Annotated in this window: 13 protein-coding genes and 2 tRNA genes; 3 read left to right on the top strand and 12 right to left on the bottom strand. The window is 57.7% G+C overall.

Annotated elements, in window-relative coordinates:
* The 6 genes from rpsR to C1719_RS00540 form a co-directional block, all read right to left on the bottom strand.
* The gene (rpsR, locus tag C1719_RS00565) at positions 1-261 is read right to left on the bottom strand and encodes a 30S ribosomal protein S18 (RefSeq protein ID WP_102373324.1); all 261 of its coding nucleotides are present in this window, start codon (positions 259-261) and stop codon (positions 1-3) included.
* 23 nt (positions 262-284) lie between these two features.
* Positions 285-734 carry a single-stranded DNA-binding protein gene (locus C1719_RS00560; RefSeq protein WP_102373323.1) on the bottom strand — a complete coding sequence of 150 codons (450 nt, stop codon included), beginning with the start codon at positions 732-734 and terminating at the stop codon, positions 285-287.
* Positions 735-795: 61 nt separating this feature from the next.
* Positions 796-1,089: a 30S ribosomal protein S6 gene (rpsF, locus tag C1719_RS00555; protein WP_102373322.1), complete on the bottom strand. Its 294-nt coding sequence runs from the start codon at positions 1,087-1,089 to the stop codon at positions 796-798.
* Between the two features lie 476 nt (positions 1,090-1,565).
* Positions 1,566-2,093 (bottom strand): hypothetical protein, encoded by a 528-nt coding sequence (locus C1719_RS00550; protein WP_102373925.1) that lies wholly within the window; start codon positions 2,091-2,093, stop codon positions 1,566-1,568.
* A gap of 158 nt (positions 2,094-2,251) precedes the next feature.
* Positions 2,252-3,052, bottom strand: coding sequence for a molybdopterin-dependent oxidoreductase (locus tag C1719_RS00545; protein ID WP_102373321.1), 801 nt, complete (start codon positions 3,050-3,052; stop codon positions 2,252-2,254).
* Positions 3,053-3,067: 15 nt separating this feature from the next.
* Positions 3,068-4,672 carry a molybdopterin-dependent oxidoreductase gene (locus C1719_RS00540; protein WP_180963396.1) on the bottom strand — a complete coding sequence of 535 codons (1,605 nt, stop codon included), beginning with the start codon at positions 4,670-4,672 and terminating at the stop codon, positions 3,068-3,070.
* Between the two features lie 275 nt (positions 4,673-4,947).
* Between C1719_RS00540 and C1719_RS00535 the strand changes: the two genes are divergently transcribed.
* The 3 genes from C1719_RS00535 to C1719_RS00525 all read left to right on the top strand — a co-directional run bounded on the left by C1719_RS00535 (position 4,948) and on the right by C1719_RS00525 (position 9,088).
* On the top strand, positions 4,948-5,679 hold the full coding sequence (locus C1719_RS00535; RefSeq protein ID WP_146007810.1) for a Crp/Fnr family transcriptional regulator: 732 nt from the start codon (positions 4,948-4,950) through the stop codon (positions 5,677-5,679).
* 205 nt (positions 5,680-5,884) lie between these two features.
* On the top strand, positions 5,885-7,372 hold the full coding sequence (locus C1719_RS00530; protein ID WP_102373924.1) for a response regulator transcription factor: 1,488 nt from the start codon (positions 5,885-5,887) through the stop codon (positions 7,370-7,372).
* A 150-nt stretch (positions 7,373-7,522) separates the two neighbouring features.
* The gene (locus tag C1719_RS00525) at positions 7,523-9,088 is read left to right on the top strand and encodes a flavocytochrome c (RefSeq protein WP_102373318.1); all 1,566 of its coding nucleotides are present in this window, start codon (positions 7,523-7,525) and stop codon (positions 9,086-9,088) included.
* A gap of 111 nt (positions 9,089-9,199) precedes the next feature.
* On the opposite strand, the gene C1719_RS00520 is transcribed toward C1719_RS00525, so the two are convergent.
* The 6 genes from C1719_RS00520 to C1719_RS00495 all read right to left on the bottom strand — a co-directional run bounded on the left by C1719_RS00520 (position 9,200) and on the right by C1719_RS00495 (position 23,995).
* On the bottom strand, positions 9,200-16,228 hold the full coding sequence (locus tag C1719_RS00520; RefSeq protein WP_180963395.1) for a SpaA isopeptide-forming pilin-related protein: 7,029 nt from the start codon (positions 16,226-16,228) through the stop codon (positions 9,200-9,202).
* Positions 16,229-16,250: 22 nt separating this feature from the next.
* A complete protein-coding gene (locus C1719_RS00515) occupies positions 16,251-20,651 on the bottom strand; it encodes a Cna B-type domain-containing protein (protein WP_180963394.1) in 4,401 nt (1,466 codons plus the stop codon).
* An 817-nt stretch (positions 20,652-21,468) separates the two neighbouring features.
* Positions 21,469-21,561 (bottom strand) — tRNA-Ser (locus tag C1719_RS00510).
* Positions 21,562-21,706: 145 nt separating this feature from the next.
* Positions 21,707-21,798 (bottom strand) — tRNA-Ser (locus C1719_RS00505).
* A gap of 70 nt (positions 21,799-21,868) precedes the next feature.
* A complete protein-coding gene (locus C1719_RS00500) occupies positions 21,869-22,684 on the bottom strand; it encodes an ABC transporter ATP-binding protein (RefSeq protein WP_180963393.1) in 816 nt (271 codons plus the stop codon).
* An 18-nt stretch (positions 22,685-22,702) separates the two neighbouring features.
* The gene (locus tag C1719_RS00495) at positions 22,703-23,995 is read right to left on the bottom strand and encodes a peptidylprolyl isomerase (protein WP_102373315.1); all 1,293 of its coding nucleotides are present in this window, start codon (positions 23,993-23,995) and stop codon (positions 22,703-22,705) included.
* Positions 23,996-24,045: the final 50 nt, after the last annotated feature.

Genomic DNA, 24,045 nt, shown 5'->3' with positions numbered 1-24,045 from the left:
CTAGCGGTTGCGGCGGTCGCCACGACCACTGACGGCAGGAACCGCGTACGGCATCAAAGCCATCTCTCTCGCGCGCTTTACGGCGGCGGCGATATCGCGCTGGTGCTGGGTGCACGCACCGGTAACGCGACGAGGCTTGATCTTTCCGCGGTCAGTTACATATTTACGCAGCATCTGTGTATCTTTGTAATCGATGTACTGAGCATCTTCCTTGCAGAATTGGCAGTACTTACGACGAGGCTGCTTTGCGTAATCAGACATTTTACTAACCTCTTTCGTACCTACTAGAACGGGATGTCTTCATCATAGACCGAAGAAGAGGCGTCGGGCATCGGGGCTGCTGCCGCCGGAGCGGGCGCATATCCCCCCGAGGAGGGCTGGGAACCGTAAGATTGTCCGCCACCATCGCGGCTCGACATGAATTCGAGCTCGTCGACGATCACTTCGATCTTGGAGCGCTTCTGCCCCTCGCGTTCCCACTGGCTCCACCGAAGCTTGCCCTCGATGGCGACCTTGGTTCCCTTCGAAAGGAACCTCGAAAGGCTTTCCGCCCTCGCACCGAACATGGTGCAGTCGATGAAGTTCGGATAGTCTTCCCATTCGCCGGTCTGCTGGTTCTTGCGGCGGTCGTTGACCGCAACGCCGAAACCGAGGACCGGAAGGCCGCTGGCCGTGGAACGCAATTCGGGATCGCGCGTCAGGTTGCCGCTGATTATCACTCGGTTGATGCTCATGTTCTTCCACCTCTTCTCATGCTTGACGGCGCTTTTATCGCCGCCCGTGTCATTCGCTCACTTAGTCGCGATCCGTACGCTTGACGATCATATGACGCACGATTGCGTCGGTAATACGCAGCACACGATCCAATTCCGCGATGTTCTCGGGTTTAGCATGGAAATCGATCAGGGTGTAATCACCGTCGGTCAAACCGTTGATCTCATAGGCGAGTTTGCGCTTTCCCCACTCGTCCACGTTATCGATGGCACCTTCGCCTGCGGCGATGGCGGTTTCAACGCGTTTCATGGTTGCAGCACGGGTTTCTTCGTCGATTGACGGAGACACAAAAAACAACAATTCATAAGCCTTCATCAGCTCACCTCCTCTGGACTTTACGGCTTCGGGGCTGTTGAAGGCACGTACCCGAAGCAGGATTAGCTTGCCTATTCTAGCAGAGGGGTTTTGCCCCCGCAAGGAATTTTCTGCACTCGGTCTGCGCTCTTCCACGCTTCGAACACACTTGGTACGCCGCATCGTCCATGCCTGTCCTCCGAACGTGTCGGAATCATAACGCGTTTCAGCCTCCCATCCGGTCTGAAAAACGCGATGCTCGACAGATGCATGAGCGCACTCGGGCGGATGGAAACCTTACCGGTTTCGGAAGCGAAGCCGACGCGAATGCCGCGCGATCCGCTATCGCGAAGGAATCAGAAAGGGGTCTGAACAGACCGATACCCGCATGGGGTGCGGGTATCGGGTTCATCGCAGAGCCTGAAAGGCATTGTGCTCTCGAAACGAAAAGGAGAGCCGGCGGATTCGAAATCTTGCGGCGGCGCAGGCGTAAGAGGCTATTCCTCTTCCGCAACCTCTTCTTCGTCAAACTCGTCGTCGAGGTATTTCTCGTCGATCTCTTCTTCGTCGTATTCCGCGGCATCCTTCAGCTTCGCCATGAAGTTCGGAGCGGCGCCGATGTAGGCCGGATCGCTTTCGAAGACGGGCTTGTCGTCGACGATGTTGTAAACATATCCGATCGCATAGCCTTCATCATCGCCGGGGACTCCGCCCTCGGCGATGATGGCGTCTTGCGTACCTGCATCGGTTTCCACGTAACCGTCGTAGCAGAATCCGTACGCTTCGGCTCCTCGCGCACCCTCGACGGTGTGGCGCGCGAAGGCGAAGCACTCTTCGGCCGAGTCTCCCGGATGGCTTTCAATGAACAGGTTTTCCTTAACGACGAGCGTCGTGAACGGCACGACGTCGGCTCCCTGGCTCATCTTCTCTTTTGCCTCGTCGAGTGCGAAGAGCAAAACCTTCTCGAGAATCTCGGGAATTTCGGGAACCTCGGTTTCGCCGCTTTCAACAACGCGATCTACCATGTGCGTCCTCGTATCGGTCATCGTCTCCTCCCGGAGACTTTCGAACTGTATGCTTGTTGCCGATATTATGCCACAGAGCACGACCGCCGACGGGACGGTTGGGCGACTGCGCAAGGTAAACAGGCGGGCGCCGAGGTTTTGCCTTATTCCGTTTCCTCCTAGTCGATCTCGGCTTTGAGAATGCCCACGTTCGGACTGTTCGGAAAATCCATCTCCTCACCGGGATTCGCAGGGGGATTCGCCTCGCTGGTTATCCTGATTTCAACGATATCGCGGATGAAGTAGTTGGCGGGCGTGCGCGTCATCCACAGCTGGTTGTTGCCGCCAACCGAAGCCGAAAGGTCCTCGTCGTTGATCTCGTAAGAAATCACGCCGTGCCTGCCCACCACATAGCCAAGCGGCATCGCAAGCTCGGTCCCGTCGCTCGAAACGAACGTCAGGGTGTTGACTCCCGAGCGGGCTTCGGCACGATCAAGCAGGTAGGAAACCGGGATGCCCTTGACGTCGGCCGTGATGATCGCGGCGCCGTCGGCGGGATTTCCCCCGCACGTGCATGTCATAACCTGCTTCACGCTGCTTTCGGAGGCAAGATCGTCAACTGCAGCCGTAAACGCCTGATCGACATCGCCCGATACCGCAATTTTCCACTCAAGCGGGTTGCTCACGGCAAAATCGTCGGTCGCATTGCACAGCGCCGCGGTCGCACGCTGGAACACGTCTCTGATGATGCTGTTCGGGGTGATCGTGGTCTGATCGTAGGCGAACGCCCCCTCGGCAGCATCGGCTTCAGCGGCTGCCGAGGCGCTCGCAGCAGCGCTTTCCACAGCAGCTGGCGTCGCCGCGCCCGTGGTGCCATCCGTTTCCTGTGCGGGTTCTTCGGCAAAAGCCGTTCCTGCTCCGCCGAGCACCAGGGATGCAGCCATGGTGCCGGCAAGAATGTTTCTCTTATAGTCTTGCATGCTCGTATCTCCGATCTACTTTACATGGAAAATGAAGTTGGTATCGCGCGAGCAGACCCGATCCTCGCCGTTGGGCTGCGTGCTCGTCGTGCGCACCTTGAGCAGATAGCTTCCCGCTTCTTGCGGCGTGTACTTCAGTCTCCAGTAGGTCCATCGGGTCGGATCGTTGTCGGGGGTCTCAACCGTCGTCCACGTCTTACCGTGATCAAGGGAATACTCGATCTTCGAAATCGGCTCATCATACGCATCGGCGTAACCTTCGAGCGTGATTTCCTTGCCGGCCTGCCCGTCGAGAACAACGCCGTCGGGATAGTTGAGGATCGCGCTGTTGGGCTTGCCCTGCATCTTGCCGGTGTCGGGGTCGAGCGGCGTGCCCACCCCTTCTTCCTCATCGGAATCGTCCGCTTCGGCGGTTACGAAGCTGATGGACTGAATCGCCTTGATGTAGGAAGCTGCCGAATTGCGCGGCACCGCCAATGTAACCGGATATCCCTGATGCGCGGGAAGCGGCTCTCCGTTGATCTCGGTAACGAGCAGGCAATCCTCGTAGTTGATCTCCTTGAAACCAGGGGAAACCATGTTATAGCCGTCTTCGGAGGTGCACTTGATGTTCGTAACCGTCGAAGCGGGCTTCACGTAGTCGATGATGTCCTTCATCGAAACGCCGGTCAGCTCTGCTTGGTAGATCCAGGCATTGCCCGTTGCGTTTTCAATGCAGCCCTGCTTCTGAACAGAGCTCTTGGTGCCGAACTTCTCAACGAGCTCGGTAACCGTCATCTCGATGGGGTTCTCCACTTCGCCGTCGATGACGAGCGTCCAGGCGTCCGCTACCGCAGGATCGGTATCGGTGCGCCACTCGGAAGGCTCGTTGTTGAGCGATTCGAAGAACAGCTGGCTGTTTTCCGAGATGGTGTCCTGATCGTATGTGACGTCGAGGTTGGCTTCCTCTGCCTTTACATCGGTGATTCCCTTGTACAGGTCATACTTCGCGTAATCCCACAGGTTGAACTTGCCATCGGAATCGATGTAGTGGCACGAATCGCAGCTGCCGTCCATCGCCGTGAACTGAGGATTGCTGTTATGGATGCCATGGAGCGTTTCCACGAGCTGAATGTTTCCGAACCCCGCATTGCGATGGCAACCGAGGCAGTTTGCGATCGTCACCTGCGTGGGATAGCCCATCGCATACACGTTGTGCTTGGTGTCGAGGCTCATCACCACGTCTTCGATCGACTCGTGGCAGGCAAGACATCCGCGATCGTCGGCATCGAGATAGCTGATGTTCCAACCCTTCGGATCGGACGGAACAGGTTGGTAGGTAAACCCGAATTGGTCGGTATAGGTTTCGGGAGTATTGCGTTCTGCATTGGCAGCAACTTTATCGGCGTACTTGAGTTTTTCGGCATACTCCGCGTAATTCTCGAGATAGGTCCCTCCGTCTTCGGCGTATCCGATGTTATTCCCTATGCGCCCGAAACTATCGTAGTTTATCGGCGACGAGCTTTCCGCAGCATCGTCGCTTCCGTCTGCTTTCGTTTCGCTTGGCGCGCATGCGGCCAAAAGGCCGAGTGCGAGCACCAGGCACACCGAAAGCACAGTCAGTCTTTGCTTGGCTTTCATTCGCTTCCTCCTAAATCGTCTTGCTTGCCGAGGTGATCTGGCATGATTCCCCTGAGTCGATTGTAAGAAAAAACAAGTTCTGTCCATAGTCGCGCCGAATTGCAGAGCACCCCATTTTTTGCGCAGGTCGCACCCGCGCGCAGGCGAGGGTATTTATCCTATTTGGCGAATGATCGGCTTTGCTACAATACGTTCAGCTGAAAGCGAATGCGGGGAAGGCATTCAGCATAGGGAATCTGCGAGGCATTGCAGCCTTGGCGCAAGCGGGAGGCGACATGAGGGTAAAGGGACAAAAAGGATGCAATGACGAGACGTCTATCGTCTTCATGTCCGCGCTGCACCAGCGAGTCGATTTCACACGCTATCTCGACCAAGGAACCGTGGTCAAGCTTTTTGTAGACGAAAAAATCGATGCCGTGTGCGAGGGCGAGGATGACATCTATCTGTACTTCGTGAAGTCGGGAGCACTCGAAGCAGGCTTGATGCGCGGCGCCGATTCGTACACGGTGTTCTACGTGAGAGGGGAAGGCGATGCCGTCATCTGCAGCCGACAGGGATTCTTATCGTTCGGCGCCAACCGCTTCACGTTGAAAGCCGTCAGAAACACCGTGCTCGTTGGGTTCACGTACCGCCAGACCATGGAATTCATACGGAAGGACGAAGCGTTTCTCGAAGATTACCTGTACGTTTCGCATATGAACATGGCCCAGATGGGACATCGCCTCGATACGACCGCCCACCAATCGAGCAGCCAGCGCATTCTTCTCTGGCTCGAAAAGCTCTGCGAGGCGAACGCGCCCGAATCCGATGGCGTCTACCGGATTCCCTGCAACCTCACCATCGACGAACTTTCGGGTTTGCTGCTGATCCATTACGCCACCTGCAACAAACTGCTTAAATCCCTCAAGGAGCGCGGTGTTGTGCGAAAAACGAGGACCCACCTTGAAATTCTCGATCGCCCTCGCCTCAAAGAACTGCTCATGGATGAGAACCCGGTGCTGTATTAAGAAAGCAAGCGGCTTTTCAGGAACGCCTGCGCACGCCCGCATCGGCCCTTCGGTACCATGAGCGCGCCCGGCGAATGATACAATGATGCGAACTTTCCATTGAGGTGAGGGAATCTCGAAACGGCGATACCGCGATGCGTCAAGCAACAGGCTTCCCTGGCGGTTGGTTTCGCGCGGGCAGCCGCAGGATCGCAACGGAGGAGATGTGGAACAAGCAAACCGCACAACCAACGCAGCACGGCAGCCTACGGCAAATCGCTATCCGATTGCCGTTATCGGGTTCGTCTGCCTGTACGCCGTATGCGTTTCGTTTTTCTATTCCAGTTGGCTCATCGGTCGGCCGGACTTTTCTCCCGCAACGTTCGACAACGTGCTCAACCCCTCGATACTTGCAGCTTCGCTGCTGCTTTCGCTTCTGGTAAGTTCGAGGCTGCCCCTTCGGCGCACGGTCTATCTTACGATCGGCTATGGCGGGTTCGCCTTTGCTTTGGGAAGCGCGTTTTTCGCCGCAACGACGGATCTCGACCCTACCGTGATCGCCGCGTCGGCTGCGGCGGCCGGCCTGGGCATGGGGCTCGTCATGCCGTTTTACTTCGAAGCGTTTTCCCGCTATTCGCCCCGCCGCGTTGCCGCGGCATTCGGCATCATGTCTCTCGGGGGCATGGCGATCAACATGCTGCTCGGCTTCGCTCCCGCCGCCGCATCGCTTGCGTTGCATGTGGCTCTGCTGGCAGCGTCGGCGGTCTGTCTTGCGTTTGCGTATCACGCAGAACAGCCGCGGCGCGACGGCGATAAGACCTCCCGACGCGCGCCCTCGTCCCACGCGATCCTCACGAAGAACGATTTCCTCGATGTGTTTCTCGTATCGGGCGTGTGCACGTTCGCCCTGTCCATCGTGTACGGCATCATCGACACCGCGGCTGCGGGCACCGGCTCCTCGCCCGCCGAGTCCATCCTCATATCGCAATTCGGCGGCATTGCGGCGGCCGTCATCTTCCTCGCTTACTTCGGCCTGCGGGCAAAGCCTGCAACCTCGCTGCTCTTTAACGTGGTTTTCGGCGTTCTGGCAACCGGCATATTGTTTCTCCCCTTCCTCTCGAGCGACTACGCCGTATCGCTCAACATACTTGCCGCCGCTGGATGGAAGCTTGTTCTGCTCTCGCTGTTCTATCTCGTAGTCGTCACGTACGCGCGAAGCCGCACGAAGCTGATCGTCGGCATCTCGCTTGCCTACGCGCTGCCTCGCTTCGGGTTGTTCGTCGGGCAAAACGTCGCACAGCTGCTTGGCGTGGGAAGCACGACCGATTTCGTGCGAACCACGGCGGTTGCGTTCTTCCTTTTGTATCTTATCCTCATGGTCATCTGGATGGTGAACTCACATGAACGGAAGCGGGCGGAATCGCAAGCCCGCGCCGCCGACGAACTGCTGGGACGCTTCGAACAGGAGCAGGAAAACGTGCGAAAGCTGCGGTGCGGCGATCTGGCCGCCGAGCACGGGCTGACCAACCGCGAGGGAGATATTCTCTACCTCTTAGCCCAAGGGCGCGATCTCACGTTTATCTGCGAGACGTTGTTTTTATCGAAAAACACTGTGAAGAGCTACCAGAAGACCATCTATTCCAAACTGGGAGTTCACAGCAAGCAGGAGATCATCGACCTCGTCTCCTCCGACAACTCATCGCATAACGCCTGATCGTGCACCCCACCTCAAGGGGGGTTTTGCAGCTACCCGCATCAGGTGGGGTGTAAATCCGATCCCGCTTGCCTACTCTGGGCCTCAACGGATGACGCGTTCGAGCGCATCCGAGCAACGAACAAGAGAACCGCAACAGAGGAGGCATCTATGGGGAGCACGAAATCACATTCTACGGGAGTATCCCGGCGCTCGTTCATAACCGGAGCGGCCGCTGCAAGCGTGCTGGCCGGACTGAGCTTGGCAGGCTGCGCGCCGCAAGGGGAACAAACCGCATCGGCCGCCGGAAACGGAACGAATACGAAATGGGACGAGGAGTGCGACGTCCTGGTCGTAGGAAGCGGATACACCGGCCTCGCCGCCGCCCTTGAAGCGAAAAACGCCGGCGCGGACGTTAAAATCATCGAGAAGACCGCGCGCGTAGGCGGCAATTCGGCCCTTGCCGCCGGCGATTTCGCCGTATGCAATTCCAGCGTTCAGGAGCGCGAAGGCGTGCAGGACTCCGTCGAGCAGTATGTGGACGACATGATGGTAGCGGGCCTTTACCTTAACGATAAGGAAAAGTGCCGCGTTATCGCCGAAAAATCGAACGAGACGTGGGAGTGGACCATCGAAATGGGCGCTACCTGGGCGAAAAACGACGACGGCGACTATTTCCTCTACCCGTATGGCGGCCACACCGTTATGCGCTCCATAGCGCAGGGCGAGGGCGGCGAAGCGAACGTCACGGGCCCGTTCGCCGAAAAGCTCAAGGAAATGGGCGTCGAAGTTGAGACGAAGCGCATGCTTACAGAACTGGTGAAGGACGAAAACGGACGCGTGATCGGCGCGATCGTGCACGACAAGCCGAGCGGAAACGATACGGAAAGCGGCACGCCCGTCGCCATCAAAGCGAACAAAGCCGTCGTGTTGGCAGCAGGCGGGTTCGGCCGCGACCTCGATTTTCGCCAGGCGCAAGACCCACGGCTCGACGATACGGTCGACTGCACGAACCAAGAGGGCGCCACGGCCGAAAGCCTGCGCGCTTCGGTTGCCGCCGGAGCCATGGCGGTGCACACCGACTGGATTCAGCTGCTCCCCTTCATGAGCCCCGACGAGCAGGGCTACGGCGTTGCCGCCTTCTACACCGACGGGCAAGCGAGCTACGCTCCCACGCTCGACGTTGCCACCGGCAAGCGCATCGTCAACGAGCTGACCGACCGCAAGCGCTATGCGGATGCCATTCTGGAAACCGGCCAGCCCTGCGTCCAGATCACCTGCAAAAAAGCGCTTTACGACGGGGGAAGCGGCCTTGAAAGCGCCATCAAAGCAGGCATCACGACCGAATTCGCTTCGATCGAGGAAGCAGCCGAACACTACGGCATGCCGGTTGATGCCGTAAAGGAAGAGATCGCCCGCTACAACACGTTCGTGACGAACAAGGTTGACGAAGACTTCGGCAAGCCCATCCCCGACGATGCCCAAACCATCGACGAAGCCCCGTTCTACGGCGTGCGTCTGTGGCCGAAGGTGCATCACTGCATGGGCGGCGTGAAGACCGACGTGGACTGTCGCGTGCTCGATATGAACCTTCAGGTCATTCCCGGCCTGTACGCTGCAGGCGAAGCAGTTGGCGGAATCCACGGCGCATGCCGCCTGGGATCATGTGCTACGGCCGACTGCCTGGTAAACGGCCGCATCGCGGGGCAAAATGCCGCGAACGAGCAGACGGTGTAGCCTCATCCGATCGGTTATCAAGTTTCTTTTCCGCACGCAACGAAGCGGGAGCCGAACGGCTCCCGCTTCGCCTATCTTCGCCCTCCTTCGGCAGTCGGTGCGGCGCGGGCCTTAGCTTCGGCGTCGCCGGAAGCCGTGCAGCCCACTCGCCGCTGCGCATGCTACCGAAATTACAGCCAACGCAGCGCACACCGCAGCCGCCTGGCCCATAGAATCGTTGGTCTTCGTCAGACCGGGCAACCCCGACTCGTTCGTAACCACGATGGTTGCACCGTCGGTGTCGATTTCGTAGCCCTCGGGCGAATCGCTTGCAAGGCTTACCGTTCCGTCAGCCGCCACGGTAAACGCCGCCGTGCCCTCGATTCGCTGATATCCTTCGGGAGCTTCGGTTTCCCTCAGCAGATACTCCGATCCCGCAACGAGGTTCGCTTTTCCGAGGATCGCCGTGCCGCTTTCACCGACGGCGATGACCTTTGCTTCAGCCGTTCCATCGGCAAACCAATATCCTTCTGCGGGCACGAGTTCGAACTCGGCGCCGGCAAGCGGCTCGCCCTGCGCATCGATCTTTCTGATGGCGGCTTCGATGGGAGCATCGGTCGCCGCGATGGCTACTCCCCCATCAACAAGAGAGTAGCCCAAAGGCGCGGCGCCGAGCACCTGCAGCGAACCGTCGGCATTCACTCCGAAAGTCAAACTGCCGGAAATGAGTTCATACCCCGCAGGGGCCTTCGTCTCGGTGACGGTGTATACGTCCCCGACGACAAGGGCACCCTCAAGGGTTTCGGTAGAGCCGTCTTCGCCGGATACAAGCGTGTGCGCGTGGGCGCCGTCGGCGAACGAAGATGCGGCGGCGGGCGCAATAACGAACTCGGCTCCCGCAAGCGGGGCTCCATCGGATGCAGCCTTGGCCATGCGCATGGACGTCGGTTCGTTTACCACCGATATGGAGATGCTCCCATCGCCTATCAGATACGCCGCGGGCACTTCGCCTTCGGCCACGATGGTGCCATCCGTCAGCACGTTGAACGACAGCGTATCGGCCAGCTGCTTGTACCCCGCAGGGGCCTTGGTCTCGGCCAGCGTGTACGAAACCCCCGCAACGAAGCCGCGAAGAGCAGCTGTTCCGTCCTCGTCGGTGACCGCCCGAATCTCATGGCTGCCGTCGGCGGCAAGGGCGGTGAATTCCGCGCCCGCGAGCGGGGCGCCCTCATCGTCGGTCTTGCGGATCGTGATCTCCGTTTCCACGTTAGTCGCCTTGATCACGGCGATCCCGCCTTCGGCAAGGGCTGCAAACGTACCGTTTCCACCCACTGCGCCGGACGTCATGGCAGCGACGCCGCGTTCGTCCACCGTGAACGTAGCGCGCCCGGCAAGCTCGTATCCGGCGGGTGCCTGCACCTCTTCAATGGCGTATTCTTCACCTGCTTTAAGCTGGCCTGATTCTATTTCGGCATATCCGTCATCTTTCGTGGTAACCGTTTTCTCGGTGCTGCCGTCCACGAATGCGCCTGTAATCTTGAATACGGCTCCCGCTAGCGGCGTGGCGCCGTCCGCCTCGTCAACCTTGAATATGCGCGCTTCTATGGCCGGGTCCTTGGCCGTTACCGTAACCGTATTGCCCTCGACTTCCATCCCGTAAGACAGGGAAGCCCCCCCGTCGAACGTCACCGTACCGTCCTCGGAAACGGTGAACGTGGCCTTGCCCGGAATCTTCTCGTATCCGTCGGGCACGGCGGTTTCGGCAATCGTGTAGGTGTTGCCCACCACGACGTTTTTGATGACGTAGGTATCCGCCTTCGTAAGGGCGATTGCATGGGTCGTCGGAACGCCGCTTGCGGAATCGGAGAAAACGCCGCTGATGGTGAACGTGGCTCCGAGAAGCGCATTGCCGTTCGTATCGGCCTTCTTAAGCACGATGTCGATGAGCTCGTCGACAGCCGTTATCGTGATGCCATCGCCGTTGAGGCTGTACCCCGCGGGAGCCTCCCCCACGATATTCAGCGTGCCGTCTTCGCCCACCTCGATGCTCATCGGCTCGGATGAAAGCTCCACCGAGTTGTCGTTCGACCAATCGGCAAAATGGCTGCCTTCGACTGGCTTGATTTCGAACTCTGCGCCCGCAAGGGCAATGCCGTCTTCGCTTTCCTTCGCAAGGGCAAGCCTCGTGGGCGTGTTTTTGAGTGCATCTTTTTCTGTTATGTATTCCAAAGTCTGGCCCGCCGTGTCGCGCGCTATGGTGAATTCCTTTTCGGCCCGACCGTAGTAACCGTGCGCAGGCGATGTTTCCACCAAGCGATAGTCGCCCCAGGGCAACTCCGAGATTTTCAGGCGCCCGGCGCTGTGATCCGCTTCGGTTTTCGCCGTTGCCTCAGCAGAGGCTGCATCGTAGGCGTATTTATTTCCGGTTACCAGGTTTTCGGCGACGGTTTTCCACGTGCCGTCGGCCTGCTTGAGCTCAAGCTTGAACACCGCGCCGTTGATAAGCGCGAAATCTTTGCCGTCTTCGCTCTGGGGACCCATCTTCGCGATATCCACCGCACCGGTGCTACGATCGTTTGCAAGGCCCAAAACGGGGTCGAGATCGATGCCTTCCGCAGGAGCGAATTCTATCTCGGCTGCCTGGGAGGCATCGTTCAGCGCAAACGAACCTCTGTGATCTTCCGCTTCGACGATGAACGTTCCGATGGCGAGCCCGCCGTCCGGAACACCGTAGCCCTTGTTGCCCGTTTCCGTTAAGCGGTAGACGCCCTTTTTGGCAATCTCGAGAACGAGCAGGCCGTTTTCATCGGTTTTCTCCTCAGTGACCTCGATGTTGCCCTCTGCTTCCGCTTTCTCGAAATCGTCTGTCGTGGTTCCCTCGGCGTACTCGAGCTTGAACGCGGCGTTCTCGATGCCGGCGTTATCGGTCGTATCGTATTTCGGAAGCGTGACGGTGGCTGCAAACGCCTCGTTGACAAGGGACCCGCCCTTATCCGCCGTGATGTCTTTCACCTTGCCATGATCCGAGTTTGCCGCCGTCGTGCCCTGCTGTATCTCGAACAGGATCGTCACAGGGTCGCGAGGCAGCACGCCGCCTGCCGTGGCATCGGTTTCCAGGAAGTAGTAGCTGCCCGGAAGCAACCCTTCGCCCAAAGTCGCGCGGCCATCGGACTCGTTGGAAAGAAACTCCACCGCGCTTCCCTTGGATGTCCATCTGCCGTTTTCGTCGGTGACGATTCCCGTTGCTATTTTTTCATCCGTGCCGCTCGGGCCCTCCGCGCCCGTACCTACCCGATACAGATCGAACTGCGCGCCTTCGAGCTTGGCACCTGTATCAAGCGTTTTCGCAAACGATACGTATGCGCGAAATATCGGATCGACTATGCTGATGCTCACGAGCGAAACGCCGTATTCGTCCGCATCGGATCGCCGCACTTCGAAGCTGCCCGCTTCGCCTTCGCATTCGATGCAGGTGTAGCTGCCGTCAACCAACAGCGGCTTGCCGCTCACGTGAAGAGAAACGTCCCTCGCGGGGGCATGGCCCGCAGGAGCAGCGCCCGTTTCGCGAATAAGATAATCGCCTGGAAGCAGACCGACCACGTAGCCGACGTTGCCGCCGGTCATCTCGATACCGCCCTGCGATGCATCCGTCGTGCCCTCGGGCCAAACCTTGATGGAAACGGCACCGCTCCCATCGCGGATCCAAACGGCGTACGTGGCGGCTCCATCTTCGGATACCACCGAAAGCTCGATGCCGTTCAGCTTCTTGGCAAAGCCGTCGGCTCCTGTTTCCTCGCTTAGCTTATCGAGCGCAAAGCGCGTAAGGCAGTTGGTAATGGTCTGGACCGTCTGGTCGCCCGTGCTCCCATCGACGGTCGTGCCCGAAGAGCCGAACGATTCGGGACCGGCCTTATCGGAGCCGTCATCCATCGTATACGAGTACACCGGATAGAAACCGGCTTCGGTATCGCCGATTGACACCTCGTTTACCCAATAATAGTAGGTGTTTCCCCCCTTGTCGTAGCGCGGCAGATCGGAGTAGGTGTACTTCCATGTGCCGTCGCCGTTCTTCTCCCAAACGGGCTGCGGAACCGACCCGTCTGCGTATGTCGCCTTCTCGCCAAGGTTTCCCCCAGTGGCTTTGGTCGTGCTGCGGCGCAATTCCAACTCGGGGCGCTCGCCCGAATCGAAGTCGGGCGCCATCCCTGTGCCGTAATCCTCCCATATCTTGGTGCCGCTCACACTGATCGTCTGCAAAGCGTTCACAAGCGGGCCGGCTGCACTCGAGAGCGTCCAAAGCCAGCGCCCATCGGATGATTGGCCGACGAACTGCACCCCATCGGGCGCGTAGCCCCATGGCGCATGTTCGACCACGCGGTAGGCGTATGCGTTGCCCGCAGCGTCAACCTGGGGGAGATTGTCGAACAAGAACACTTCGCTCAGGCTTTGACCGTTGTCGCCCTTGACTTCCTGTTTGACGAAATCGTTGTCATCCGACCAGTCATCAACATCCCCGTGCTCTTCGGATATCCATTTCCATTCGCCATCGGCACCGCCGCCGGGGTTTTCCTTCACGGTGCGTTGCAAGTAAAACGTGAGCTTCCATTCGGACCCCGTTCCCGGACGCGTTGCCCAGGCGTTGTCCTGATCGTCCCATTGCTTCTGGAATTCGATTTTGGTCGGTTCGAGCGTGTTGGTGACGATGGCGTTCGAGCCGTCGGCAGCATACTCGTAGGAAACCACATAGGAATTAGCGGCTCCGTCTTTCACTTCGGCGGTGCCGATTTTCGTCTCCACGACGCTGTAGGCGATATCGTAGACCTCGCCTCGCGACGATTTCACCCTGACGGGAAGCGTCGACCATTCATGGTTCCAGTCGTTGCCTTCATCAAGCACAACGCCGTTTTCGCCAATGCTTTCGTATAGCGAATCGCCCAATGCGACCTTGAGCGCCGCGTCGTCCCCAACAAGCTCGGCGAGCACGTCCTGCGCGGTGCCCTCGATGGCGTCGGCACCCTGAGAAGCAGCCCGAGCCTGCAAAACAACCGTAGCGCTCTTGGGCCTCAAGCCCCATGGATCACCGCCGTCTTCCCAGTTTTTCCGCACGCCGTACGTTCCTTTGAGACGGTTGGTTATGGCGGTGATGGAAAGCGTACCGTCATCTTTGGCATTCGCGGCGTTGGCCGTCACCTTGCCGCTCGACGGGTTTGTACCGTAGCCCAGGCTTTCATCGAGCGGAGTCTCGGTTACGGTATAACGCCACGCGGTTCCGTCGGGTGCCCACTGCTCCAAATTCGAGATCGTGTACTTCCAGCTATCGGCTTGGGAGGGGCTGCTGCCGTAATCCCATTGAAGGTAGAAATCGGCGCTCTGATCCGAAGTCTGCAGCTTGATGGGGTTATCCGCTCCATGATCGGTCCACCCCTTGCCGCTCACGCGGGAAAGCGAGATTTCAATCTTGTCGGGGCGCAGGCCGAAAACATTGCTGTAATCGCTCCATTTCTTCTCGCCGACCAGGCTGATCTTACTCGGCACGTACCTGTTGGCGAAAGTCACGTCAACGGTGTCGTCATCTGCCACCATGGTGGTTCCGTCATCGTTCATGGCGTATTCAGACCGAATGCCGCCATCGGCCGCCGTGCCTTTGTCGAACCCGGGATCGGAGGCGTTCTGGGCTTCTCCCAGCATGACCGCGGTCTCGTGCCCGTCGATGGCCTTCTCCACAACGTAGTACTGCCAGTATCGGCCGTTGGGCGCATACATTTCAAGGTTATCGAAGGTGACTTTCCCCATCCCGTTCTCGAAATCGCCTCCCGCGATCGTCTGGGTGGCCACCAGCGCCGCTTCGCTCATGCCATCTGCGCCTTCGTACTGGCGGTACAGGCTGAACGTCACATCGGGATACGGTTCGCCGTCAATGCGAAATTCATCGTCGAACACCTTCTTCACTGTCAGACGACCCGTTTCGGCGCTGTAAGCGTTTTCTATCATAAACGATCCGCCATCGCCATGCCGGACGGTAAACACCTTGCCCACCAGCGCACTCAGCGCCTCCACGGCAACTTCCTTACCGATGTAATCGTCGGGGTTGAACCCGCCCGGAACATCGGCAAGGCCGTTCACCATTTCGAACAGGCGATATTCGTACGGCATGCCGTCTTCGTTATATTTCGGCAGAAGCGTTTGGCCGTCTGCGCCCACGCCGCCGGCAAGCAGAGATCCTAAAAAGCCGGCGACCGATTGCGCAGTACCCGAATCGCCTATGGAATTCTCTCCGTAGTGCGTCATTTTGAACGTGTACTGGTTGGCAACGCTATCGTGGCTGAAATCGGATGTCCATGCGACGATGGTATCGCCGACAAGCCTCAACGCGTCACCATCGCGTTCGAGCTCAACGCTGCCCCACTCCCCCTCGTCAACGCCCTGTCCCTCAACCTTGAGTCGTTGCTGCAGATAGATCGTGATGTCAGGCAGATCGACCGGCTGTTCTACGTTGCCGGGCACGTTCGACCACAGCTTCGTTCCGCCCACGACCATATCGTTATCGATGGCGAATACGAACGTGCCGTCTTCGCGCAGCACCCAACCGCGTTTGCCCGCGTTCGCGTCGGCGAGGTCTTGATCGAAGATCATTTCCCGCTCCGCCTCGGGCACGGCGGCGTCTACATGTTCGTAGGAATGCCCATGCGGCAGGTAATCGTACTTCGCGTAATCGATTGTTGTGCCGACTCCGGCGTAGTAGATGATCTCGTTGCCTTCGGCGTCGTATTTCGGCAGGTTCGAGATCGTTATCTTCTGGTAATACTCGTCGGGCGCAGATCCGTCAGGTTTCTCCCAATTCTCGACGGCCATGTATTCGATTTTCACCGGCTTAAGCGAGCCGTCGGGCTGCAGCGCGTACAGCGTCATGTAGATGTCGGGGCGCTTGCCGAGCGTTTCGTTTACATACACGTCGTGCCAATCGTAGTAGAATTCTACGGCCTTGCTGCCAACGTGGCGGTTGGTCATATCGTAGTGCTGCATATCCTCGAAATGAAGCGCGGAACTTTGGTACTCGTCGGCAACCAAAGAAGACGAGTACTCGCTTCGATCGGCTCCTTGCGCCCAGCGTTCCTCGACAGCGTAATGAATCATCGTGCCGTTGCTGTCGAACTTGGGCATGCTGGCAAATTCGTATTCGAAATCATCGATTTTTTTCGCCTTGGGCGCCGATGGTTTTCGTATCGATGGGCAAGACGAGTTTGGTTCCAGTCGCGCCGTCATCGCTGCCGCAGTTGTTTCCCTCGTCGTCTTCCAGGTAAATGCCCGCTTCGCTCACGCTGATGTTCGTGCGGCCGCCCGAAGCCTCATCGTAGTGCTGAATGGGAAGGCTGTTGCCACCCGGCAACGTGACGAAGACCTCATCCCCCTTGATGGAAAACAAGTTGTACGGGCGCTCGGATCCATCGGCGTTTTTCTGCTTTAAAGCATCTGTGCTGTACAGCACGACTTCCGCCGCCGGACGCACGCAATCATCCTCGCCGTCGATCCACTCCTTGATGATTTCGATGTCGACGATGCCCAGCCGTCGGTTGTCGACCTCTTTGGACTGTTTGACTTCGTTGTCGCCGTATGTCACCTCGTACACATGACCGTTAACCAGATCATCTTCATCGGTTGCGACACGCTCGATGTTTTTGCTGGATTCCCATCCGCGCATCCAGTTCACGGCACCGTTTTCCACGCCGGCAGCCTTGGCTTCGTCGTAGGTGCATACCGGGTAGTACGCAGAATCGGCCGCCACCGACCACTTCTTGGTCGCAACGTCGTACTCCACCTTGTCCACCATAAAGGTTTCCCGAATATCCACATCGTCGAGCTCTATACCGCCGATGTTGATGTCGACGTCTTCGAACCACGCCAATCCCTCGGTGATGAGAATGGAACCTTCGGCATCGGCGTTGGTCATGGATACGGTGTATCCGTTATGCACGCCGGGAGAAATAACCTCCCCGGACTTAAATATCAGCTGATCGGGATTGATCGCGCTGTAGATATCGTTTTTCGCTACAAGCTGCACCAGCACAGAAAGTCTCGAAGAGGAGTTGTTCCCATCGGCCCATGATTTGGTCACGTTGATGGTGCTCGCCTCTCCCGGCCCTTGGGTGTTCCACAGTTCGGTGAGGTTCACCGTGTGGCCCGCGGCGCATGGGTACCGATCGGTATCGGGCGTATAATCGCGCTCGGTGTGCCAAGCGCCGGGTTCGGTGCCTGATTCGAGCACAAGGTAGATGTGCTTGGATCCTTCCTCATCGTATTTCGGCAGATTGCGAAATTCCAGATGATAGGGGCTGGTTTCTTGATAGGTCGCCCCGTGCAGCCCGTCGATGGAAAGCGGTGCGGCATCGATCTTGCCGTCCATGGTGAACGATCCGATTTCGACGTCGTCTTGAATAAGGCGAACCGTAGCCTCGGCACTCGATACGCCGTACTGCGCCAAAACGGCGGGATCCTGCGTGAAGCCATCCGCGCCCTCGGGCTGCCACCACTTGTCTACCACCTCGTCCGTTTCGTTGTTGAAGGAGTTGACGATGGTGGTCGGATCATCGGGGTAGGTTGTCGAGAAGAAATCCTGCGTGACTTCCCGCCCATCCGCATCGAAAAGCGTCAGCGTGAACCAACCGTCTTTGAGAAGATTTTCTCCCCCGCCTTGCGTGACAGCGGTTTCGACCCAGCGGTACTCCAGTTCTTTGCCTTCCCCGTTGTACTTGGGCAGGTTTGCCGATATGTCCTGCGTGAGATTCTCAAGCGTCCAATCGGTAAGAACCTTCTCGTAGCGCTCGCCCTTCTCGTTGACGGCAAATTCCCAATCGGTATCATCGGTTTCTGGACGGTTTTCATCGAGCACGCGGCTTTGCACCTGGAACGTACATGCCACATCGGTCAGCTGCCCCTGAAACGCGTTGATGAGCCAGGTTTTCTTTTGAACGTGCTTGATGGTGCCGGATTTTCTATTGGTAACCGTGCCAGTGTTGTAGATGAACGTTTCTCCATCAAGACGCTCGACGGGCATGATTTCGCCGTCGTTCACGTACACGATGGCGTCTGTTCCGGAGCCTTCTCCACCGGGCTCGTAGTAGTTGGGAGCCATATCGGTTACCGTCTCTTTACCCGCAGCGTCGGTTGCAACCTTACCGAGAACGCGTTCGTAACCGTTCGAGAGGGGTCCTTCGCGCAAAGCGTAAATGTAAGGGTATCCATCGGGATCGTACTTGTCGAGCTTGAAATCGCCGTACTCTTCGCGCAGTAGAGCGCCAAGATCGATAATGCCGCCTGCGGCCGCCTGGCTTACTTCCGCATCGACCGTAATCGCAACCTGCGACCTGTTAAACGATACGGGTACTGCCGTTGCGCTGCCACCCGGTCGAGCCGAATATCGCCACAGCGTGAAGACGACGTCGCCGCGTCCGCTGGCATCGGTGTCCATCCATTCCTTGGTGGCGTTGAACGTGGTGTTGCCTACGTGCACGAGGTTGAGCGTGCCTCCCGGCCACACGGCATCGGTTGCCGCACCATGATTGGGCGATGCTGCATTGTCGTATATAGGCTGGAAATAATCAGCGTATTCGGCTTGGGTGTCGGGGTTCGCTTCGTAAACAAGACTGTACTCGATAGGATTGCCGTTGACCCAGTACACTGGCCAGCCAACAGCATTCAGCGTCAAACCGTTCGCATCCTCGAGGTCGGCTACGTCCATGCCTCCATCATTGATGATATCCCGCACATCGATGTCCACGCTCTGCTCTTCGTACCCGCCGCCGGCAGCGATGCGCACATGCAAACACAGCTTTGCCTCTGGATTCACCTGATCCAGCTTGCCCACGAGCTCATGCAGATCGTCATCGCCGGTTTTCCCGACGATATTGAACCCGAAGGAATTAACGACCTGCATGTATTGCAGTTTATCGCGCTCGGCCGAATCGATGTTGGGAATGCTTTCGTTGCGTTTGTAAACAAGCGCACCCGAATCGTCGACGTAGGAATTGCGATCTTTGATGGCAATCCAGGTAACCTTCTTCCTTTCCGTTTCGGTCCTAACAGTGCCATCGTCATAGGAGATCGTCGTGGTTTTAATTGCGGTGGCAGGCAAACCGGAAGTGGAAGCTTCCGTGATGCTGTCTCCCGGCTCGATAACGGTAAGGTAGTTTGTCGGAAGGCTGCTCAGATAGAGAAGCTCTTTCGCCTTGTCGGAAATCGTCGGTTTGCCCATGGCGTCCAGCACAGGATTCCCGTCTGCGTCGGTTTTCACGAGCGGATAAGGCGTCTCATCTCCCTCGATGGTGAAATATGGAACCAGGTTGCTCTGCCACGCGACCCCGTTCACATCGGGTCGCAGCGAATGGTTGTTATTGTCGCACCACATGGTGGTGAGCATCGCCTGCTCGCCGGCCGCACCCGGCCTGGTGGTGACAACCGGATCGCCCACCGGCTTGGGCACCCACTTTTCAAGCAGCGTGCGGACTGCCGGCAAAGCGAGAGCTGCCTTGACAGGCGCTGGATCAGGATCGGCCTCCGTCGCGGCAGGCGTTTGGAGAATCCATTCGGTCAGCGCGATTTCTTCATCTTCCGCAAGAGCGGCGCGGGAAACAAAAGCGTCGAGCACGATCTCATCTGCAATAGGTTCGAGGGTTTCGCCGCCGGGAGCAGGTTTTGACAACGTCACTTTGAGCTTGCCGTCTTTGACGGTATAGGTAGCCGATGCGTTTGCCGTTGCAAGCTCGCCCTCGGTTTCCGCAATCGAAAGGTATTCGTGTTCGGGCAGGGCCACCTCGAAGAAGGTGCTTCCCGCTGCCGTTTTCATCAGGGTTTCGAAATCGAGCGTCAACGTTGCCGGAAGGGTTTCGGGCAACTGCGGTTGGCTGGGATCCGAAACATCGATCTCTACGCTCTCGGGCCGCGTTTCGGAGAATTCGAGGACGGCGGAGAGCTTAAGGGCCTCAGCGTTATGGGTAACATCGCCGTTCACGGCAACATCCCATGTTTTGCATAGATCGGTTTTCGAAGGAAGCAAAAGGAGAGATTCGACCTCGTCGCCTTCGAGGTCGCTAGGATCTTGAAGAAGCCACTCGATCGTATTCTGCTGCGTGCTGTCGAACAGGGATGAGGCGATGGTTGCATCCATATCGAAAGACGCGACGGTTTTGGACGAGGCGCTCGACTTCCGCATGCCTTCGACGACGAGGAACCACCCGTCGTCTTCAGTGCTTTCGACCCGGTAATCCAAGCGGAACGCGTCTCCCTCAACGAAGGATGCGGCGCTGCTCTGCACGCCCTCGGGCAACTTGATGCGCAAAAGGAACGGGGCGGTACCAAGCTGCTCGTCCATCTCGACGGTCAGGCTCAACTGACTTGGAATGTTGTCGGGCAGACCCGCTTCGGTTACGGTATCCGGACGATCATCGCCGAATGCCAGCCTGGATGAGAGCTTGACCAGATCGATGTTATCAGTAACATCGGTTGCGCTCGGCGTCTGCGATCCTGCCGAATCGGATTGGCCTTCGCCCGCTTCTTCGTCATCCCTTGCATCATACGGCGATATCGACACTATGCGTTCGTCAGAAATTTTTGAAGGAACAGAACCCTCAGCAGAAATATCCACNGCGCTCGGCGTCTGCGATCCTGCCGAATCGGATTGGCCTTCGCCCGCTTCTTCGTCATCCCTTGCATCATACGGCGATATCGACACTATGCGTTCGTCAGAAATTTTTGAAGGAACAGAACCCTCAGCAGAAATATCCACCCCCCCCCGCGATTCTGGGACTGTTTCCTGAGCGGTGCGGGCAGAGCTCTCGGTTCCAAGCGCCGCGCTCGTTCCCAGAGCAGGTACTGCCAAAGTCACGGTCATCAGGACGGCAAGCACCTTAAATGCTTTGCTGTTGCGGTTCATGTCGGCTCACCTCTACGTCGAGTCGTTTCGGTTTGGAGGCTGAAAGAGAATGCGAATCGTCTTACGCACAGGAGTTTGCAGTCAGCCGATCCCTCGTCCCGATACAACGTCGACGGAAAGACCACAGTCGTCCCTACCAGCGATCAATACCCTTCTATCCAGCCTCCTACCAGATATTTCTAAGTTGCTAACTCACCGTTTTTTAGCATAGGTAAGAAATTATCTTCAACGCTTCGCAGCTTGGTTATATTTGACTAAATTGTTAATCTATCAGGCAAAACGCTTGCCTCATGAGAACGGTTCTCCGCAGTAACGACGCTGATGGGAGGCGAAAAAATGATGTCGTGAAACTAACAAAAAAAGAGAGCGGCGCTTCTCTTTGGGGCAAATGCCGTTCACCGAAAAAATTTAACGATAGGTATTAAACGGGTAAAGAAAACGGCCCCGCGCAATGCGAGGCCGCTCGATTTGAAACTGGCGGAGGAGGAGGGATTCGAACCCTCGTCACCGGGGTTGCCGGTGAAACGGTTTTCGAGACCGCCGCATTCAACCACTCTGCCACCCCTCCGCTTGGGGCAGGCCGCCTCGGTTTTCAGAGCCGACCTTCAAGGCTTCGGCGGATAGCCGGCAAGCCGGTAAATCCGCCAGGCACCGTTTCCGCTGCCCTCGGGCGATAGCGCCCTATGATCACGCGCCGAAGCGCGATGTTCAGCTGGCGGAGAGATAGGGATTCGAACCCTAGGTACGCTTTTGGCGCACACACGATTTCCAATCGTGCACCTTCGGCCAGCTCGGTCATCTCTCCACTTATACGTTTCCGCCGCCGCATGACCCTCAAAGCCAAAAAGCAACAGCGGATACGTAGTATACATCAGCTAGTATTCGCTCACAAGCGAATAATATCCCCGCCTCCGCTGAATCTGCAAAGGTACCTCGAACAACGCCGTCATCGTCTCGCTTGACAGCAGCTCGTCTTTCAAGCCATCGGCGAACACTCTTCCTTCTTTCAGCAGAACAACCCGCATGATTTCCGGAATGACGTCTTCCGGATAGTGGGTAACGAGCACGATCGACTTGCCCGCCTGCGCAAGGTGACGCATGCTTTCCCTTATATGGAACATGCCCTCGGGGTCGAGGCCCGTGCAGGGTTCGTCGAGCACAAGCACGTCGGGATCGTGCACGAGCGCGCGAGCGAACAGAACGCGGCGCGCTTGCCCGGTCGAAAGCGTTTTCATATCGCGCGGAGCAAGGTCCTGGACTCCCATAAGACTCATCGCCCTGAGCGCTTGTTCTTTCGAATCTTCGAGCACTTGAAAATGCGGAAGCACGCCCAACGTTCCGAACAGCCCGCCTAAAACGACGTCTTCGACAGATATATGAGCCGTGATCTGGTCTTGCATCGTCGAAGAAACCACGCCGATGCACTTTTTCACCTCGGTGAGCAGCACGCGCTCGCTGCCGCGAAACAAAACCGGGGGATCATCTCGATGCAGCGGGAACACCTCGCGGGTGATGAGCTTGATGAACGTCGATTTACCCGATCCGTTCGGGCCGAGCACGGCGATGTTTTCTCGCTCATGCAGTACGAACGAATCGATTGAGAGAATCGGTGTCCCCGAACGAACAACAACCGCCTCTGCGAATTGCAGAAGCGGTTGCGTTGGATTCGTATGGTCCGGGGCGGTGTTCAAAAACAGCCTGGTTCGAAGCTATGCCGCTTCGGCGGGCTGCTGATTGTTCGATGCGCCCTCGTCGGCCGACCCTTCGTCTGCCGAGGCCCCATCGGCACCGTCATCGGTTCCGCCCGACGTCTGGCCATCAGCGGCATCGGAAGCGTTGGTGCCATCGCCGTTCGACGCATCGCCATCGGTTCCATCGGCAGCATCCGTGCCGTTGGCTGCGTTACCAGCTCCATCGGCATTCCCGTCAGCCGAACCGTCGGTTGCCGCATCGTCGGAAGAATCCTCGGTCTGGTACTTCGACATGTCCACGTTGTAGGGAACGTTCGAAGGCATCTCGTTGATCACAAGATCGGCGCTTTCCTTGTACTCCGTATACCAGTTGCTGAACGCCTCGGAATCCTTCTGGCTCTGCAAGCTCGTGCGCACGCTCTCGAGAATCTCGGTGGGAACCTGATCGGTGCTCGTCAAGCCGTCCTCGGGAACCTCGAAGAGGTCGGTGCACTTGATGATATGCCACCCGAATTGGCTTTCAACCAATCCGCTTATCTGGTCTTTATCGAGTTCTCCCAGTGCAGTCTTGTAGTCGGTGTCGAGAGAAAGGAGATTGTCCCAACCCACATCGCCATCGTTTTCGGCGGTACCGGCATCCTGCGAATATTCCTTCACGGCATCGACGAAATCGAGTTCGCCGCTATTGATCTTGTCGAGCACTTCTTGAGCAGTTGCCTCGTCTTCGCTGTTGAAGAGAATATGCGAAGAGCGGCGCGAGCCGTCGTACATGGCACAGTACTCGAGCAGTTCCTCATCGGTAGGCGCTTCGCCCTTGCCGACCGCTTCTTTCAGCGATGCTTCGGTAAGGGAGAGCACAACGGATTCGCGATAGGCTTCTTCTGTCGTGTTCGCCTTGGTCAAGGCTTCCTGCCATGCTTCTTCGGAATCGTAGTTCGCCTTCATTTTCGCGATGGTCTCATCGACTTTCGCACTGTCCACTTCTGCGCCGTTTTCTTGAGCACCTTGCTTCACAAGCTCCTGGCTCACGTAGTAGTTGATGACTTCCTCGCGGACCGATTCGGGCGTCATGTTGTTTTCGGCGAGCCACTCGCCCCATGAGTCCTCAGTGTCCATTCCATAGGTGGCTCTGAACGATTGAACGTAGTTGGTAACGGTGTCTTCGGGAATTTCGACTCCGTTGATCGTGGCAGCGGTGCCACCAGTCAAACCGCTCGGGTTGGAATTCTCTGAACAACCGGCAAGGCCAACGACGCACGCGGAAACGATGCCCGCCGCGCACACGAACCTGGCTAATCTAGATGCTTTCATAGTACCTTCCCTCGTACATGCCCGTCGGCATGGATTCTTATACAGTAATC

This window comes from Raoultibacter massiliensis, from assembly GCF_900199545.1.
GTDB lineage: Bacteria > Actinomycetota > Coriobacteriia > Coriobacteriales > Eggerthellaceae > Raoultibacter > Raoultibacter massiliensis.
This window is presented reverse-complemented; position numbering and strand designations above follow the sequence as displayed.